General features: G+C 66.9%; 12 protein-coding genes. 6 read left to right on the forward strand and 6 right to left on the reverse strand.

What is annotated here, in order from left to right:
* Nucleotides 1-150: 150 nt before the first annotated feature.
* Nucleotides 151-1956 (forward strand): sulfoacetaldehyde acetyltransferase, encoded by a 1806-nt coding sequence (gene xsc, locus ABD687_RS15820; protein ID WP_310289737.1) that lies wholly within the window; start codon nucleotides 151-153, stop codon nucleotides 1954-1956.
* A 194-nt stretch (nucleotides 1957-2150) separates the two neighbouring features.
* Complete coding sequence (locus ABD687_RS15825) at nucleotides 2151-3488, forward strand: NAD(P)/FAD-dependent oxidoreductase (RefSeq protein WP_310289735.1); 1338 nt, start codon at nucleotides 2151-2153, stop codon at nucleotides 3486-3488.
* A gap of 87 nt (nucleotides 3489-3575) precedes the next feature.
* Here the strand turns inward: ABD687_RS15825 and ABD687_RS15830 are convergent, their stop codons facing one another.
* From ABD687_RS15830 to ABD687_RS15840, 3 genes are read right to left on the reverse strand one after another with little or no spacing between them, the layout of a single operon-like run.
* On the reverse strand, nucleotides 3576-4259 hold the full coding sequence (locus ABD687_RS15830; RefSeq protein WP_302263092.1) for an HAD-IA family hydrolase: 684 nt from the start codon (nucleotides 4257-4259) through the stop codon (nucleotides 3576-3578).
* A 19-nt stretch (nucleotides 4260-4278) separates the two neighbouring features.
* Nucleotides 4279-5667 (reverse strand): xylulokinase, encoded by a 1389-nt coding sequence (gene xylB / locus ABD687_RS15835; RefSeq protein WP_302263091.1) that lies wholly within the window; start codon nucleotides 5665-5667, stop codon nucleotides 4279-4281.
* Nucleotides 5664-6608 carry a sugar-binding transcriptional regulator gene (locus tag ABD687_RS15840; RefSeq protein WP_302263090.1) on the reverse strand — a complete coding sequence of 315 codons (945 nt, stop codon included), beginning with the start codon at nucleotides 6606-6608 and terminating at the stop codon, nucleotides 5664-5666. Before ABD687_RS15840 ends, xylB begins: the two co-directional genes overlap by 4 nt.
* Before the next feature lie 173 nt (nucleotides 6609-6781).
* Between ABD687_RS15840 and ABD687_RS15845 the strand changes: the two genes are divergently transcribed.
* The 4 genes from ABD687_RS15845 to ABD687_RS15860 are packed head-to-tail and all read left to right on the forward strand — an operon-like array spanning nucleotide 6782 to nucleotide 11492.
* Entirely contained in the window at nucleotides 6782-7822 is a 1041-nt protein-coding gene (locus ABD687_RS15845; RefSeq protein ID WP_310289731.1) for an NAD(P)-dependent alcohol dehydrogenase, read from the forward strand.
* On the forward strand, nucleotides 7819-9357 hold the full coding sequence (locus tag ABD687_RS15850; RefSeq protein ID WP_302263088.1) for a sugar ABC transporter ATP-binding protein: 1539 nt from the start codon (nucleotides 7819-7821) through the stop codon (nucleotides 9355-9357). Before ABD687_RS15845 ends, ABD687_RS15850 begins: the two co-directional genes overlap by 4 nt.
* 19 nt (nucleotides 9358-9376) lie before the next feature.
* Nucleotides 9377-10366 (forward strand): ABC transporter permease, encoded by a 990-nt coding sequence (locus ABD687_RS15855; protein ID WP_310289728.1) that lies wholly within the window; start codon nucleotides 9377-9379, stop codon nucleotides 10364-10366.
* Nucleotides 10367-10421: 55 nt separating this feature from the next.
* Nucleotides 10422-11492, forward strand: a complete 1071-nt coding sequence (locus tag ABD687_RS15860) for a substrate-binding domain-containing protein (protein ID WP_302263086.1) — start codon at nucleotides 10422-10424, stop codon at nucleotides 11490-11492.
* 68 nt (nucleotides 11493-11560) lie between these two features.
* Here the strand turns inward: ABD687_RS15860 and ABD687_RS15865 are convergent, their stop codons facing one another.
* The 3 genes from ABD687_RS15865 to ABD687_RS15875 form a co-directional block, all read right to left on the reverse strand.
* Nucleotides 11561-14035, reverse strand: a complete 2475-nt coding sequence (locus ABD687_RS15865) for a TOTE conflict system archaeo-eukaryotic primase domain-containing protein (protein ID WP_310289726.1) — start codon at nucleotides 14033-14035, stop codon at nucleotides 11561-11563.
* A 60-nt stretch (nucleotides 14036-14095) separates the two neighbouring features.
* Nucleotides 14096-15886 (reverse strand): NAD(P)/FAD-dependent oxidoreductase, encoded by a 1791-nt coding sequence (locus ABD687_RS15870; RefSeq protein WP_310289725.1) that lies wholly within the window; start codon nucleotides 15884-15886, stop codon nucleotides 14096-14098.
* 97 nt (nucleotides 15887-15983) lie between these two features.
* The gene (locus ABD687_RS15875; protein ID WP_344761023.1) at nucleotides 15984-16799 is read right to left on the reverse strand and encodes a GAF domain-containing protein; all 816 of its coding nucleotides are present in this window, start codon (nucleotides 16797-16799) and stop codon (nucleotides 15984-15986) included.
* Nucleotides 16800-16822 lie beyond the last annotated feature (23 nt).

Here is a 16822-nt window from a genome sequence, read left to right on the forward strand (position 1 = left end):
TATCAGGACGAAGAATAAATGGAATAGGGGCTTGACTGATGTGACGGGAGTCGCATAGCTTTGTCATCAATCCCGTTTTTGGGAGCAGTTCGAATCATTTTTTGAGACTTTTCGCGATTGCGAGGTCTTGATCCCCGAAGGAGACTTGTAATGACTGAAAAGGCCACATCCCGCGAGGTCGTCCAGGGCGCGCAGAAGATGACGTCGTCGGAAGCCTTCGTTGAGACGCTGGTGTCCAACGACGTCACCGACATCTTCGGCATCATGGGCTCCGCCTTCATGGACGCCATGGATATCTTCGCCCCGGCCGGCATCCGCCTGGTACCCGTCGTGCACGAACAGGGCGCCGCCCACATGGCCGACGGCTACGCACGCGCTTCCGGCCGCCACGGCGTGGTCATCGGGCAGAACGGCCCGGGCATCTCCAACTGCGTCACCGGCATCGCCGCCGCCTACTGGGCACACAGCCCGGTCGTCATCATCACCCCGGAAGCCGGAACCAACACCATCGGCCTGGGCGGCTTCCAGGAGGCCAACCAACTCCCGATGTTCCAGGAATTCACCAAGTACCAGGGCCACGTAACCCACCCGAACCGCATGGCCGAATTCACCGCCCGCTGCTTCGACCGCGCCATGAGCGAAAACGGCCCGACCCAGCTGAACATCCCGCGCGACTACTTCTACGGCGAATCCATCACCGAGATCCCCGCCCCGCGCCGCGTTGACCGCGGTGCAGGTGGCACCAAGTCCCTGGACGAGGCCATCGAGTTGCTCAAGACCGCCAAGAACCCTGTCATCGTTTCCGGCGGCGGCGTGGTCATGGCAGACGGTGTCGAGGAAGCCAAGGCCCTGGCCGAGCGGCTCGGTGCACCGGTGGTCAACAGCTACCAGCACAATGACTCCTTCCCGGCCAGCCATCCGCTGTGGGCCGGCCCGCTGGGTTACCAGGGATCCAAGGCCGGCATGAAGCTGATTTCCCAGGCGGACGTCGTCATCGCCCTGGGCACCCGCCTCGGCCCGTTCGGCACCCTGCCGCAGTACGGCCAGGCCTACTGGCCGACCGAGGCCAAGATCATCCAGATCGACGCGGACCACACCAAGCTCGGTCTGGTGAAGAAGATCGCGGTCGGAATAACCGGCGATGCCAAGGCTGTTGCCATTGAGCTCTCCAAGCGTCTCGAGGGCATCGAACTTGCATCGGATGCGACCAAAGCCGAACGCGCAGCGAACATCAAAGCCGAAAAGGAAGCCTGGGAGCAGGAGCTTTCCGAGTGGACCCACGAGCAGGACGAGTACTCGCTCGACGTGATCGCCGAGGCCGAAGGCGAAGAGGGCAACTGGCTGCACCCGCGCCAGGTGTTGCGCGAACTTGAAAAGGCCATGCCGGAGGACGTCATGATCTCCACCGACATCGGAAACATCAACTCCGTGGCGCACAGCTACCTGCGCTTCGAGAAGCCGCGCAGCTTCTTCGCCCCCATGTCCTTCGGGAACTGCGGCTACGCGCTGCCGACCATGATCGGTGCCAAGGCCGCGGCGCCGCACCGCCCGGCCATCGCCTACGCGGGCGACGGCGCCTGGGCCATGAGCATGGGCGAGGTCCTCACCGCGGTCCGCCACGACCTGCCGGTCACCGCGATCGTCTTCCGCAACCGCCAGTGGGGCGCGGAGAAGAAGAACCAGGTCGAGTTCTACAACCGCCGCTTCATCGCCGGAGAGCTGGACAACGGCGAATCCTTCGCCGAGATGGCCCGCAGCATGGGCGCCGAGGGCATCGTCGTGGACAAGCTGGAAAACGTCGGGGCGGCACTCAAGGAAGCCCTGAACAACCAGATGGTCGACGGCAAGACCACCGTCATCGAGATCATGTGCACCCGCGAACTGGGCGACCCGTTCCGCCGCGACGCGCTCTCCACCCCGGTCCGCCACCTGGAGAAGTACAAGGACTACGTCTAAACCGCAGTTCCATCCGCACGACCCCGTGGCGGGGGAGCACAGCCGGAGGGTGCCCGCACCCTCCGGCGCACTTCCGGCCACCCCCCCCCAGACATTGAACCCAGACATTTAACATCGGCAATTCGGCCGGGCACCACACGCGGACAGCGACGTCCGCCGACGGGTGAGCGGCAAGCAAGAGAGTGGAGCGTGAAATGAGCACAACGAGTCCGGAACATGTGGTCGTCATCGGTGCGGGCATGGTCGGCCTGTCCACCGCCTGGTACCTGCAGGAACGCGGCGTCAAGGTCACCATCCTGGACCGGGACGGCGTGGCCGCGGGTTCCTCCTGGGGCAACGCCGGGTGGCTCACCCCGGCACTGACCCTGCCGCTGAGCGAACCCTCGGTGCTTACCTACGGCCTGAAGACCATGTTCGACCCGGCCTCCCCGCTCTACATCCCGCTCTCCGCCAAGCCTTCGCTGATCCGCTTCCTGCTGGGCTTTGCCCGGCATTGCACCCCGGGCAAGTGGCGCGAGGCCATGGCCGTCTTCAGTGAGATCGGCGCCACCGGGCTGGACGCCTTCGACGAGATCTCAGAGGGCAGCACCATCAGCAGGATCGGGCAGGCGGGCTCCGTCAATGGGACCGGCGTCCCGGCCAACGACGGGGGCACCGCGACGCTGGGGACCGGCGTGGTGGAACCCACCCGCCCGGCCGAGCCCTTCCTGACCGGATTCAAGAACTTCAAGGACCGCGACGGGCTGCTCCACGAATTCGAGGGCATCCGCGCCGCCGGCGGCGAGGTCGAATTCGACCTGATGAGCGCGGCGGAAATCCGTGACATCGAACCGACCCTGGGGGACGGTGTCCAGGCGGGTGTCGCGATCCACCACCAGCGCTTCATCAACCCGCCCAAGTTCATGGACTCGCTGGCCGATTCGGTGATTGCCCGCGGCGGGGAGATCGTCACGGACTTCGAGGTCGCCGACGTGATTGAACACGCCCATGGCGTCGAGGTCGTGGACGCGCAGGGCCGGATCCAGGGTGCCGATGCGGTGGTCATTGCCACCGGCGCCTGGCTGGGCAAGCTCGCGCGGAAGTTCGGCGTCAAGCGCGTGGTCCAGGCCGGGCGCGGCTACTCCTTCACCGTGGTCCCCGAGGTCATGCCGACGCACCCGATCTACTTCCCCGCCCAGCGTGTGGCCTGCACCCCGCTGGGGGACAGGTTCCGGGTGGCCGGGACCATGGAGTTCCGCGACGCCGACCACCCGCTGGAGCCCAAGCGCATCGAGGCCATCGTCGCCGCGGCCTCCCCGCTGTTCACCGGCATCAACTGGGAGGACCGCCAGGAGGAATGGGTCGGATCCCGTCCCTGCACCACCGACGGGCTGCCGCTGATCGGGGCCACCCGATCCTCGCGCGTGCATGTCGCCGGCGGCCACGGCATGTGGGGAGTGGCCCTGGGGCCGCTGACCGGCAAGATGCTTGCCGCCTCGATCACCGGGGAATCGACCCCGGCCATCATGCGGCACTTCAACCCGTTGCGCTAGGTCGCGCTCCAAGCCATCAAACAAAAGTGGTGTGGCCCTTTCGATCCTTGGCTATGGGCGTCGGGAGGGCCACACCGCGTCAGGGTGCTAGTTGTTGATGGAAACCCGCAGCGTCCCCATAGGCGTGCGGGAGACTGCAATCTGGCTGAGCGACTCCACGACGACGTTGGCGTCGAGCGAATTGGAGCCATACGTTCCCGTGACCGCCAATGTTCCGGCACCTGCGGCCTTCCCGGCGCTGATCCCGGCGGGTGCGTCCTCGACGACCAGACAACGGGCGATGTCCACACCCAGCCGTTCGGCCGCCAACAGGAAGCCCTCGGGGGAGGGCTTGCCCGTAGTGATCTGGTCAGCGGTGACCATGTGCTCCGGTTGCCCCAGGGAGGCTGCGCCCATGCGGGCCGCGGCCAGCGCGCTGGTGCAGGATGTCACGATCGTCCAGGATTCGGCCGGAAGGCTCTGCAGCAACTCCCGAACCCCGTCCTTCACTTGAATTCCGTCCGTGTCCTGGATCTCCAGGCGTGCAATCAGCTCGAGGGCCTCGGCCCGGCGCGATTCCGCGATGAGTTCGTTGACCAGGCTTTGCGCCGTCAATCCATGGACGGTATGCCGATAGCCGGAGAGCCCCATCAGTCCGCCCCAGGAGGTCCAGGCACGCTCGGTGGCGACGGTGGAATCGATGAGAGTCCCGTCGAGGTCGAAGAGGATGGCTTGCACATCGAAATGCGTCGTCGATTCATGGCCGGATCGTTCCGGCGAGGCGTTTGTCATGTATTTCCCTTCGGAAAGGCTAGATGCCATAGGTGGCGATGCGAGCGGCAGTGAAGCGCCCGCGAACCTCGGCGGCCCATGATGCGCCGGTGGGTTCATAGGTCTGCTCGGTGGAGCGGGTCCACGTGGGCGGTTCGGTCGCCCCGCTCAGCGCCCAAGCGGCCTGGCGGGCGGCGCCGAGTGCCACGTACTCGGCCGACGGTGGAACGACCACTTCGGTGTCGAAAATTTCCGCGGCCGCGCGACGCACGGACCGGGACATTGAGCCGCCGCCGATCAACACGATGCGCTTGGCGCTGACTCCCTGGGCACGCAGTCTCTCCAGCGCGTCGGACAGCGTGCACAACAGCCCAAGGACAGATGCGCGGGCCATGTTTTCGGGGGTCAGGTTGGCTCGGGTCAGGCCCGTCATGGTGCCCGTTGCGTGGGGCAGGTCCGGGGTTCGCTCGCCGTCTAGGTAGGGAATCAACGTCAGACCGCCGGCGTCGGGGGCTCCGGCAGAGGCCAGGGCATCCAATTCGTCCAGGTCGACGTTGAGCATCCGGGAGCTGGCGGACAGGGTCCGGGCCGCATTGATCGTGGCCAACAGCGGCAGGTTGTGGCCCGTGGCGTCCGCGAAGCCCGCCACGGCTCCGCTGGGATCTTGGATGCGGGCCGCCGACGGCGCGAAGACCGTTCCGCTGGTTCCGATGCTGATGACCACCTCGCCGGGCACCAAGCCCAGCCCCAGGGCCGCGCCGGCGTTGTCCCCGCAGCCGGCGGCGATCAGGGCGCCGGAGGACGTTCTTCCCGCGGCCTCGGCCGGAGCCAGTACCCGGGGAAGGCGAGGTGAGCGGCCGAAGGCCAGTCGCAGTATGTCGTCGCGGTACCGGCCCTCGGGCACGGAATAGTAGCCCGTGCCGGAGGCGTCGGACCGATCGGTCGTCGCGGTTTCGGGGCGCCCGGCAAGCCTCCAGGTCAGCCAGTCGTGGGGCAGCATGACCTGGTCGACCCGGTCGGCCAACTCGGGATGATTCTCGGCGAGCCAGGCCAACTTGGTGACTGTGAAGGAGGGGACCGGGACGATGCCGATTTCCCTGGCCCAGGACTCCGCACCCAACGCCTCGCGCAGCGCCTTGGCCTGCGGGGCCGAGCGGGTGTCGTTCCACAGCAGCGCGTCGTGGACCGGGGTTCCGGAGGCATCCAGCGCCACCATGCCGTGCTGCTGGGCGCTGACCGACAAGGCGGCGACGTCGTCCAGGTCCCCCTGCGATGCCAGGGCCTCCCACCAGCGTTCCGGGTTGACGCTCGTACCGTCGGGGTGTGGGGCGGAAGTCTTGCTCAAGATTTCGCCGGTTTCGGCGTCGACCCTCAGGACCTTGGTGCTCTGCGTGGAGGAATCGATTCCGGCGATGACGGTGCGGCTCATGCGTGGTTCTCCAGTAGTCGGGTGGCGAGCGAAAGGTCGGTGACCAGCGAATCGATGAGGCCCGAGTCGAGGGCCGCGCGGACGGCGGCAGCCTTCGACGCCCCTCCGGCGACGCCGATCACCTCGGGAATGTTGGCCATGGCCTCAGCCCCGATGGCGATGCAGCGATCCTGGATGTCATTGACCAGTCCGCCGTCGCGGTCGATGAGGATGGATCCGATATCGGCCTGGACCCTGTGCTCAACCAGCAGCGCATGGTCGTCCGCGGTGATGGCCGGGTTGTCGAAAAATTGCGAATCCGGAGGAGACCAACTTCCGATGGCAACGAGCGCGAGGGTGACGCGGCTGAACTGGTTCATGGTCAGTTGTACGTCGTGCTGCCGCCGGATGGCGGCGGCCGACTCGGCATCCGAGGCGATCAGCGGTGCATAGAGGGTCCAGCCCCGGGAATTCGCGGCCTCGCCGACACGCCGGATGACCTCGACGCCCGTGGCCTGGAGAGGGCCGGCGACCCCTGCTAGCTGGACGACCTCGCAGGGTGGCAAGGCGCCGAGCGACCGGGCCAGTTGGCCGAGCGTTCGCCCTGCCGTCATGCCGATGACGTCGTCCGCGGTGGCGATTTCCTCCAGCAGCTGGGCCGCAACCCGGCCCAGCTCCTCCTGGACGGCTTCGGCGGAGTCGGTGGGGGTCCGCACCACGACGGCACGCTTGAGGCCGTAGCGCCGTTGCAGTTCCAGCGAGCGCTCCACGTCGACGGGCCCGGGGACGGAAATCTCAAAGGTGACGATCCCGTTTTTCACCGCATCGTCGAGCAGCCGTCCCACCTTGAATCGGCTCAAGCCGAGTTCCTCCGCGATTTCAACGCGGGTCTTGCCGGCGATGTAGTGTTCGCGGGCGATATGGGCCAGGCGCACGAGTTCGTCGGGGCCGATGGGTGCCAAGGAGACTCCTCTGGAAGATGGATTTCCAGACTAGCTTACATTTGCTCACATGAGCATGGGACTTGCACACTTGTGTAAACGTGTTAGATACTTGTGCCAGTCGTCACGGTCCACCGCCGCACCTGAGGCGGGCGAGTCGCCGTCGAAGCAACCAGAAGAAGGAAGCACAAATCATGCGCGAACCACTGCCCACCGAGATGCGCGCCAGCGTTTTGCGCCAAGCGGGCGAGGTCGTAGTCGAGAACCGTCCGGTCCCGGTTCCGGCATCCGATGAAGTACTGGTCCGTGTTGGCTCGGTTGGAATTTGCGGATCGGACGTCCACTACTTCAAGGAAGGCCGCATTGGCGACTTCGTGGTCGAATCGCCCTTGGTGCTGGGCCACGAAGCGGGCGGCGTGATCGTCGCGGTGGGCGCGGACGTCGATCCGGCCCGTGTCGGAGAAAGGGTTTCGATCGAACCCCAGCGTCCCTCGCCGACCAGCAAGCAGACCATGTCCGGTGCCTACAACCTCTGCCCGCACATGGAGTTCTACGCGACGCCGCCGATTGACGGGGCCTTCGCCGAATATGTGACCATCCAGTCACACTTCGCCTTTGCCGTGCCGGAGAACATCAGCGACGACGCGGCCGCCCTGATGGAACCGCTATCCGTGGGCATCGCTGCGGCACGCAAGGCCGGGATCACCGCGGGTTCCCGCGTGCTGGTCACCGGTGCTGGTCCGATCGGCATCATCGCCCTGCAGGTTGCCCGCGCCTTCGGGGCCACCGAGGTCATCGTTAGCGACCTTGACGCTGAGCGCCGGGCCCAGGCGCTCGCCTTCGGGGCCGACCGCGTGCTGGACGCCATCGCGGACGACGCCGAATTGCGCGGCCTCGGCATGGACGTGCTGCTCGAATGCTCCGGGGCCACCCCCGCGGTGCGCGCCGGGCTCGAGGCCCTGGCCCCCGCCGGTGTCGCCGTGCTGGTGGGCATGGGAGCAGACGAAATTGCCCTGCCGATCCCGCTGATCCAGAACCGCGAGCTCGTCGTGACCGGCATCTTCCGCTACAACAACACGTGGCCGACCGCCATCGACCTGGTGCGCACCGGGCGCGTGGACCTGGACGGCCTGGTGACCGGCGGCTTCGGGCTCGACGAGGTCGAAGCCGCGCTGTTGGCATCCACCGCCTCCACCAGCCTGAAAACCATGATCCGTCCCGGGAACGGCGCATGAGCGCGGCCCCCGGGGCGCTGGGCTGCGTCGACATCCATAAGGGCTTTGCCGGCGTCCCGGTGCTCAAGGGCATCACCCTGAGCCTGGAGCCCGGCACGGTCACTGCGCTGGCCGGAGAAAACGGTGCGGGCAAGTCCACGTTGATGAAGATTGCCTCCGGGCAGTACCGGGCCGATGACGGAATCGTAGAGGTGGCCGGGACGCATCTGCCGGTCGGGAATCCGCAGGCCGCCAACCAGCTGGGCGTGGCCATCGTGCCTCAGGAACTGGCTTCCATTCCTGAAATGACCGTGTACGAGAACCTGTACATCGGGCGGGAGCTGCGCCGCGGCGGATTCCTCAGGCGCCGGGCCATGCGTTCCGGGGCCCGAGCGATGCTCTCGACGTTCGGCCTGGAAATCTCGCCCGACGCCCAAATGGGATCGCTGCCCGTGGGCATTCGGCAGATCATCGAAATCGCCAAGGCGACCACCCGCGGGGCCAAGGTGCTGTTGCTCGACGAACCGACCAGCGCCATCGCCGAAAAGGAGGTGGCCCGCCTCGCTGCGGTCGTCCGACAGCTGCGCGCAGACGGCGTCGCGCTGCTGTTCACCACCCACAAGATGGAAGAAATCCGGGCCATGGCCGACCGCGTGATCGTGCTGCGCGACGGAAACCTGGTCGAGGACCAGCTCATTGCGGACATCACCGATGATGGAATCGTCCGGGCGATGATCGGCCGCGAGCTCGAGGACCTGTTCCCCCAGGTGCACCCGCACGCCGACGAGGTGCTGCTTGAGGTAAGCGGGCTGGGCGTCGGAGACCGAGCGCCGGTCAGCCTGAGCGTGAGACGCGGGGAAATCCTGGGGCTGGCCGGGCTGGTCGGCGCAGGACGCACCGAGCTGATTGAGACCATCTTCGGCATGCGTGCCCCGAACGGCGGAACCGTAACAGTCTCCGGCTCCAAGGTGCGCCTGGCCAACCCTGCTGCCTCCATCGTTTCCGGCATGGCCCTGGTCCCGGAGGACCGCAAGGGCGCCGGCGCCGTCATGGGCATGTCGATTCTCGACAACACGATCCTGCCGCGGCTCTCAGCGTTTTCCACCGCGGGTTGGCTCCACGGCCGCTCGCGCCAGCAAACGGCCACCGAGGTCATGGATTCGCTGCGGCTGCGCCGCCGCACACTGGGACAGCCGGTGGAAAAGCTCTCTGGCGGCAACCAGCAAAAGGTTGTCCTCGGCCGCTGGCTCACCGGAAAGGTCGACGTGCTGTTGCTCGACGAACCAACCCGGGGCGTGGACGTGGGCGCGCGCAACGAGATCTACCGGATCATCACCGAACTCGCCCAGGCTGGCATGGCCGTGGTCATGGCGTCCTCCGATATGCCCGAGATCCTCTCGCTGACCCACCGGACCATGGTGATGCGGGACGGTGCCTTCGCCGCCGAGCTCTCCCGCGAGGAACTGTCCGCCCCCGATATACAGGACCGCATTTTCAGACTTGCTTCCGGGCAGGAAGCCGACTCGCAGAAGGACACCCCGAATGTTAACGACTAAGCCGGCCAAGGCCGCCACAATGGCCGAAACGGCCCCAGCGACCGCGTTGGGCCCGGCCCGTTTCAGCGGGGCCTGGTTCAGGCAATTGCTCATCGACAATGCCATGGTCGCGGTCATGGTGCTGGTGATTGTGTTCTTCCTCTATCGCAGCGCACGCTTCGGCACGCCGGAAAACCTGGTCACCATCCTCGTCGCCGCGGCACCGTTCGCCCTGATCGCCCTGGGACAAACCCTGGTCATCCTCACCGGCGGCATCGACCTGTCGGTCGGCAGTGTCATTGCCGCCAGCGCCATGGCTGGCGCCCTGGTCGCCAAGTCAAACCCAGGCCAAATCTGGCTGGCCCTGCTCGCCGCAGTGGTGGTGGGCATGGTGGCCGGCCTGATCAATGGCTTGGTGGTGGCCTACATGAAGGTTCCGCCCTTCATCGCAACCCTCGGCATGATGACCTTGGCTTCCGGTGTGGCCTACGTGATCGGCAACGGCGCTCCGATCAACGGCTTGCCGGCGGGCTTCGGGGCATTCGCGAATACTGAGGTCCTCGGAATGAAGATCCCGGTGATCCTCATGATTGTCAGCATCATCGGCCTTGCCATCGTGATGAAGCGCACCGCCTATGGCATGCGGGTCTACGCGGTGGGCGGCAACCGCCTGGCCGCCGAAATCGCCGGCGTAAACAGCTCCCGGATCCTGCTCAGCGTGTACGCCATCAGCGGCGTGCTGGCCGGCCTCTCCGGAATCATGATTGCCTCGCGCGTGATTTCGGGGGCGCCGAACCTGGGTTCGGGCTACGAACTTGATGCCATTGCCGCGGTGGTCATTGGCGGTGCCTCGCTCATGGGCGGGCGCGGCAGCATCTGGGGCACCGCCCTGGGCCTGTTGCTCATCCAGACACTGAACAACGGCTTCGACCTTTTGGTCGTCCCCGCCTACTGGCAGGACGTCATCAAGGGCATCCTGATTGTTGCGGCCGTGGCCGTCGACGTCTGGGCCTCCAAGCACCGCAAATAGCGTTCCACGTTTCACCTTTTCCCACCTTTCGAATCCCCTTTCAGGAGTGTCAACGATGATCCGTCCTCTCAAGAAAATCACCACCTCCCTGGCCGCACTCGGCGTGGCCTCCCTGGTCCTCACCGGTTGCGGAGCAGGCGACCCGAATGCCGCCGGCGCAGCGGGCTCGTCCGACAAGCAGCTGACCGTGGGCGTGAGCGTCTACGACATGTCCTCCTTCGTGACCCAGGGCAAGGAAGGCATCGATGCATACGCCGCGGCCAACGATGTGAAGATCCTGTGGAACTCGGCCAACCTCGACGTCAATACGCAGGCAACCCAGGTTGACCAGTTCGTGAACCAGGGCGTCGACGCGATCCTGGTCAACCCCGTTCAGGCCGGCTCGCTGCAGCCGCAGGTTGCCGCGGCCAAGGAAGCAGGCATCCCTTTCGTCGATGTCAACGCATCGCTGAAGAACGATGCCCTTGACGGGTCGGTGCAGCCGGACGATGTCGCCGCCGGTGCCCAGGAAGCCCAGATGATGATGGATAAGCTGGGCGGCAAGGGCAACGTCGTGATCCTGCAGGGCCCGTTGGGTGGTTCAGGGGAAATCGACCGCGGCGCGGGCATCGACTCGGTCTTGGCCAAGTACCCGGACGTCAAGGTGCTGGCGAAAGACACCGCCAACTGGAAGCGCGACGAGGCCGTGAACAAGATGAAGAACTGGATCTCTGCATTCGGCGACGACATCGACGGCGTCATCTCGCAGAACGACGACATGGGGCTCGGAGCCTTGCAGGCATTGAAAGAAGCAGGCATCAAGGGCGTCCCGATCGTGGGCATCGATGGCATCGAGGATGGACTGAAAGCCGTGAAGCAGGGTGACTTCATCGGTACTTCGTTGCAGCACGGAACGGTGGAAATGGCCGCGGGACTGGCCGTGGCAGTCAAGCTGGCCAAGGGCGAGGAAGTCAACGCAAAGCCCGTCTACATCATGCCGGCCATCACCAAGGAGAATGTTGACGGCGCCATGAAGAACGTGGTGACCGAACGTGAATCCTTCCTTAAGGCGCTGCCCGAGCTGATCAGCGAGAACCTCAAGACCGGCAACGTGGCTTACGAAGGGCTGCCGGGCCAAATCAAGTAGTACCAGGCACGTGAATCAGCCGTTGGCGGTTGTCCGGGGTTCGCCCCGCGACAACCGCCAACGGTGCTTTAAGGCAAGCGGTTCTTGGACTCGGTCGCGAACCCCAGGTCCCGGTACCCGCCGGCGCGCTTGTCGTAGGCGCGGGCGATCACCGGGGTGAGCACGTCGACGTAGTCGTGCACCACGGCGGTGGCCTTGCCCGGGTGTGGCCGGGTGACCCGGCCGGCGTACTGGACGAGCCGTCCCTTGAAGGAAACGGGTGCGGCCAGGAAGAGCGTGTCCAGGCGCGGGCAGTCGAAGCCCTCGCCGATCAGCGACCCGGTGCCCAGGACCAGCAGCGCTTCGTCCTCGGGGGTGGAGTTGATCCGCTCCATTGCGGCCCGCCGCTCTGAGGTCTTCAGCGATCCCGTGAGCTCGATCGGGTCGAGCCCGGCGCCGCGCAACTCCTCGGCGATCAGCTGCAGATGCCGCTTCCAGGTCGAGAGCACCAGGATTTGCCGGCCTTGTCCGTGCGCCTCGATGACGTCGCCGGCGACCTGGGCCAGGCGGTTCCGGTCCTCGATGAGGATCTTGTAGATCCGCGTGATCCCGCCCGGCTCGCTCGGGTCGATGTCCCCGTCGTAGTCGAACGCCGTGTCGTGGAGGCGCAGCTGCAGGGCGGGAGCGGGGAACTCGGCGGCGCTTTGCGGCAGTTCGCCGTGGCGGGCCGTGGCGAACTCGTGGGTGAAGGTGCCCAGCTGGTGGAAGATCAGCTCCTCCAGCCCGTCGCGTCGGTACGGGGTGGCGGTGAGCCCGAGCCAGGAACGGGCCGGGACCTGGTTCATGACCTGGCTGAAGGCGGCCGCAGGCACGTGGTGGCATTCATCGACCACCACGAACCCGTAGCCGGCGGTCAGCTCCGCAACATTCTTGCGCCGGGCCAGCGTGGGCAGCAGCGCCACGTCGATGCGGCCGGTGGTCTTCGACTTCCCGCCGCCGATCTGGCCGGATTTCTCGCCGAGGAAGGTCAGGATCTCGCCGCGCCATTGGTCCGCCAGCGCCTTGCGGTCCACCAGCACCAGCGTGGAGACGGACTTGGCCGCGATCAGCGCACAGGCCATGACGGTCTTGCCGCTGCCCGGCGCGGCGACCAGCACCGCGTGGGTGCGGGCCGCCAGCGCATTGAACGCCCGCTGCTGCTCGGGATGCAACGTCGCGGTGAAGGCGAAGTCTGCTGCTTCCCCTACGACACGGTGGTCGGTGAGCCTGAGCTTGCTGCCGGCGGTTTGAACGAGTTCCTCCAGCCGGGGCAGCAACCCGCGGGGCAGGATAAGGTCGCCCTCGAGGGTTTCGTCGTAGCTGGTGAGGAAGCGCGGGATGCCCCAGGTGGAGCGCCGCTGGCGCTGCCGCTCGTAGAAGTCGGGGTTGGGCAGGGCCGCGGCGTGCTTCAGCGCGGTGACCATGGCCGGGCCCAGGTCCGTGGCGCGCAGGGTGATGCGTGCAGCGATCGAGGCATTGACGATCGGGGCGGGTCGCGGGGAGATCTTGGAGGAGGCCGGGACCTCCAGGCGGGTCTTGCGCCCGGTGACCGGTGCCGGCAGCAACCGCAGCAGCGATTTCAGTTCCCCGGGGCTCACCCGCCCGAGGCCCGAGAGGTACGCCCATTGGTCCTCGTAGGGCTCCAGGGTCGAGGTGTCCAGAAAGAGCGTGGTGCCGTGCTTGCGGCGCCTGCCGGACAACGGGGCGGCGATCAGGTTGCCCATGCCCTTGCCGGTGTGCCGGTCCTGGGAGGGGAAGAGCCGGTCGTAGCTGCGCAGCGACATCGAGCCCCTGATGCCCATGGCCTCGTGCAGCAGCGAGCTGGCCAGGGAGCGCGCGGACTCGGCAGAGACCTCCTGCGCGAAGAAAATCCACACGTGCGCCCCGCGCCCGGACTGGGAGACCTCCAGGGCGGCGGGGATACCGCGGTAGCGCGCGGCCTTGAGGTAGGCCAGCGCATCGAGCATCGCGGCGTCCCCATCGAAGTCCGCGGCCACAAAGTAGCAGCTGTCCCGCGCCGTCAACGGGTAGAGCCCGATGTGCTGGGTGCCCCGCAGGTGGGCCTCGACCTCGGCCGGGGTGAGCCTGGTGTAGTTCGTATTGTCCCGGTCCATCCATTTGCGCCAGCCCCCGGGAACCGCCGGCACCCAGCCGGCCTTTCCCTCCGCCGCGTTTTCCCAGCGCAGCGCAAAGACATCGGTGCGGGCGCGAAACAGGTCCATGTAGAGCCGGATCTTCTCGGCCTCCGGGGAGCTGGCGGTCACCGGACCAGAGGGGCGCAGCGCGAGCTCGGCCTGGGAGGGTGCCGCGGCCCGTGCCTCGGCAGTGCCCAGGGACAAGAGCTTGCGCAGCCGCAAGTTGTCGATGCGCAGCGCCTCAAGCTCGCGTTGGACGGAGCCGGCGTTGGCAGGGGCGTTGGCAGGGGCATCGGCGGGGGCGCGGGTGTCGGCCGGTGCCGGGGGCCGGGTCGATGCCCCATCAAGCGGCAGCTGGGGTTGGTCCGGATCGTGGTGGGTGGGACTCACACCACCATTGTGCCCCGCGGCCCCGACAATCCGGGGTCGGCGGGGCACCATGGCGCCGGATCAGGAGCTGTGGTGAGTCTCGGCCAGCGCGTAGACGGGGGTGTCGATGCCCTCGAAGCGTGCCTTGAGCTGCAGCGCCAGGTACTTGGAGTAGTGCCTCGACTGGTGCAGGTTCCCGCCGTGGAACCATAGGTTTTCCTGCCGGGTCGGCTTCCACATGTTGCGCAGCTCGCCCTGCCACGGACCCGGGTCCTTGGTGGTGTCCGAGCCCAGGCCCCAGCACTTGCCCACCGCATCGGCCACGTCCTGGGAGATGAGCCTGGCCGCCCAGCCGTTCATGGAGCCGTAGCCGGTGGCATAGACCACCGCGTCGGCCGGCAGCACCGTGCCGTCGTCGAGCACCACCGAGTCCTCGGTCAAATGCGCCACGTCGCCGTGTGCCAGGGCGATGGACCCGTCGGCGACCAGCTCGGAGGCGCCGATGTTGATGTAGTAGCCCGAGCCGCGGCGCAGGTACTTCAGGAACAAACCGGAATCGTCGTCGCCGAAGTCCAGGTCGAAGCCGGCATCGGTGAGCCCTTGGTAGAAATCCGCGTCGTCCGCGCGGATCTTCTCGAACGCCGGGCGGTGGAATTCGGGCAGCACCTTGTAGGGGATGGAGGCGAAGATCAGGTCCGCGGTCTCGTGGTCGATGCCGTTTGCCAGCGCCTCCTCGGAGTACAACGGCCCGAGCACGGTGTTCATCAGCGACTCCGAGCGCACGATGTGGGTGCTGGAGCGTTGCACCATGACGGGCTTGGCGCCGTTTTGGTAGAGGTCCGCGCAGATGTCGTGGGCGGAGTTGTTGGCGCCGACGACCACCACGTTCTTGCCCCGGTAGGCTTCGCCGCCAGGGTGGGTCGAGGAATGGTTCTGTTCCCCGCCGAAGACGTCTTGGCCTTCGAAGGAGGGGATGTTCGGGATCCCGGACATGCCGGTGGCGATTACCACGTGTGCGGGGCTCAAGGTGTGCTTCCGGCCCTCGCGGATCACCTGGACGGTCCATGCCCCGGTGTCAGGGTCGTGGACGGCGGAAGTGGCCTCGGTGTTGGACCAGTAGTCCAGTTCCATCAGCCGGGTGTAGCTTTCCAGCCAGTCGCCCATCTTGTCCTTGGGGGTGAACACCGGCCAGTGGTCTGGGAAGGGGATGTAGGGCATGTGGTCGTACCAGACCGGGTCGTGCAGGGCCAGCGAGTGGTAGCGCGAACGCCACTGGTCGCCCGGGCGCGGGTGCTTGTCGATGACCAGGGCGGGGACGCCCAGGCGCTTGAGCCGGGCGCCGAGCCCGATGCCGCCCTGCCCGCCGCCGATAACCAGCACGTACGGCTGTTCGGTGATGCCTAATTCCGCCGCGCGCCGGTGGCGCCGATCCAGCCAGTTCTCCGATGTCATCTCGGACCCGTGGTCGGCCCCGCGTTCGCGCAGCGCCCCGGCCGGCTCCGGGAACTCGCGCAGCCCTTGGGCGGTGGACAGCAGCGTCCAGCACTTGCCGTCGCGCAGCCGCAGCAGCCCCTTGCCGTCGATGGATTTGTTGGTGAAGGTGTACCAGGCCTCGATCACGCCGTCGCCCTCGGTGGCCGAGACCAGGGAGAGGTCCCGCGGCCAGGCGTCGGGCCCGACCCCGTCCAGCATGTCCTTGATTTCCCCGCGGCCCTCGGAGGTGTGCAGGTTCCAGGTCAGCGCCGACAGGTCCCGCCAGTAGGATTCCTCGCCGAAGAGGGCTGCCGCCGCCTCGGTGTTGCCCGCTTCCAGTGCGCGTTCCAGCTCGCGGAGCCATTGCCCTGCCGCGGTGCTGGCATTCTCTTCGGTCATGTCCGTCTCCTTCGAAAGCATGTTGCGATGGAGACGATGCTATGAGCTGGGTCACAGTGCCGCGAGGGTTGCAAGAGGTTGCAACACCCGCCCCGCCTCAGGGGCGGAAGGCCGCCGGCAGGCCCAGGCGGTAGGGCCGGGATTCGATCAGCCCGCCGAGCCTGGTGCGCAGCCGGGAGAGCTCGGCGCGCACCGTGACGGTGGTGGTGATGCCGGGAAGCCGCTCCATGAGGCCGTGGGCGTCCAGGCCGGCCGGGTTGGCCACCAGCAGCGCCAGGATCTCGCCGTGCCGCTCGGTGAGGCGGATCTCGGTTCGTTGCCCGTCCTGGACAACGACGGCAACCGGCACCGGGGCTAGGGCCAGTTCCAGCCGGGCGTCCGACGCGCGCTTGCCGCCGTGCAGCAGCCAGCCGCCGGGGACCTCTTCGGCCACCACCGCCCCGAGCTCGGGCAGCCAGGCGCCGCCGGGGGACAGTGTGCCGGGCAGCCGCAGGCGGGTTCCCACGCCGAATCCCGTCGAATGCGCCACCCAGCCCTGCGCATCGACCAGCACATGGCGTCCGACCGGGGACGGAACCGAAGCAGCCAGCAGATGAAGCTCGCGGTGGTGCCGTTCGGACAGCAGGCCGGCGGCCTCCCGCGCCGTGGCGCTGACCAACGCAAGGGTATGCGGGTGCGCGGTGCGGTAGGACCCGGAGAGCGTGATGGCGCCAAGCACCTGTCCGGTGCGTTCCTCGATGATCGGGGCACTGGTGCACACCCAGGTATGTTGTTCCTCGCGGGCATGTTCCGGGCCGAAGATCTGCACCGCGGTGCGTTCGGCCATGGCGGCGCCCAGCCCGTTGGTGCCGACATCGGTTTCCCGCCATCGCGCCCCGGCAATGAATCCGATGCCCTCACTGCGTCGGCGAATAGGGGACCGGAATTTTTCAAGTC

Source organism: Paeniglutamicibacter sulfureus, assembly GCF_039535115.1.
Taxonomy (GTDB): domain Bacteria; phylum Actinomycetota; class Actinomycetes; order Actinomycetales; family Micrococcaceae; genus Paeniglutamicibacter; species Paeniglutamicibacter sulfureus.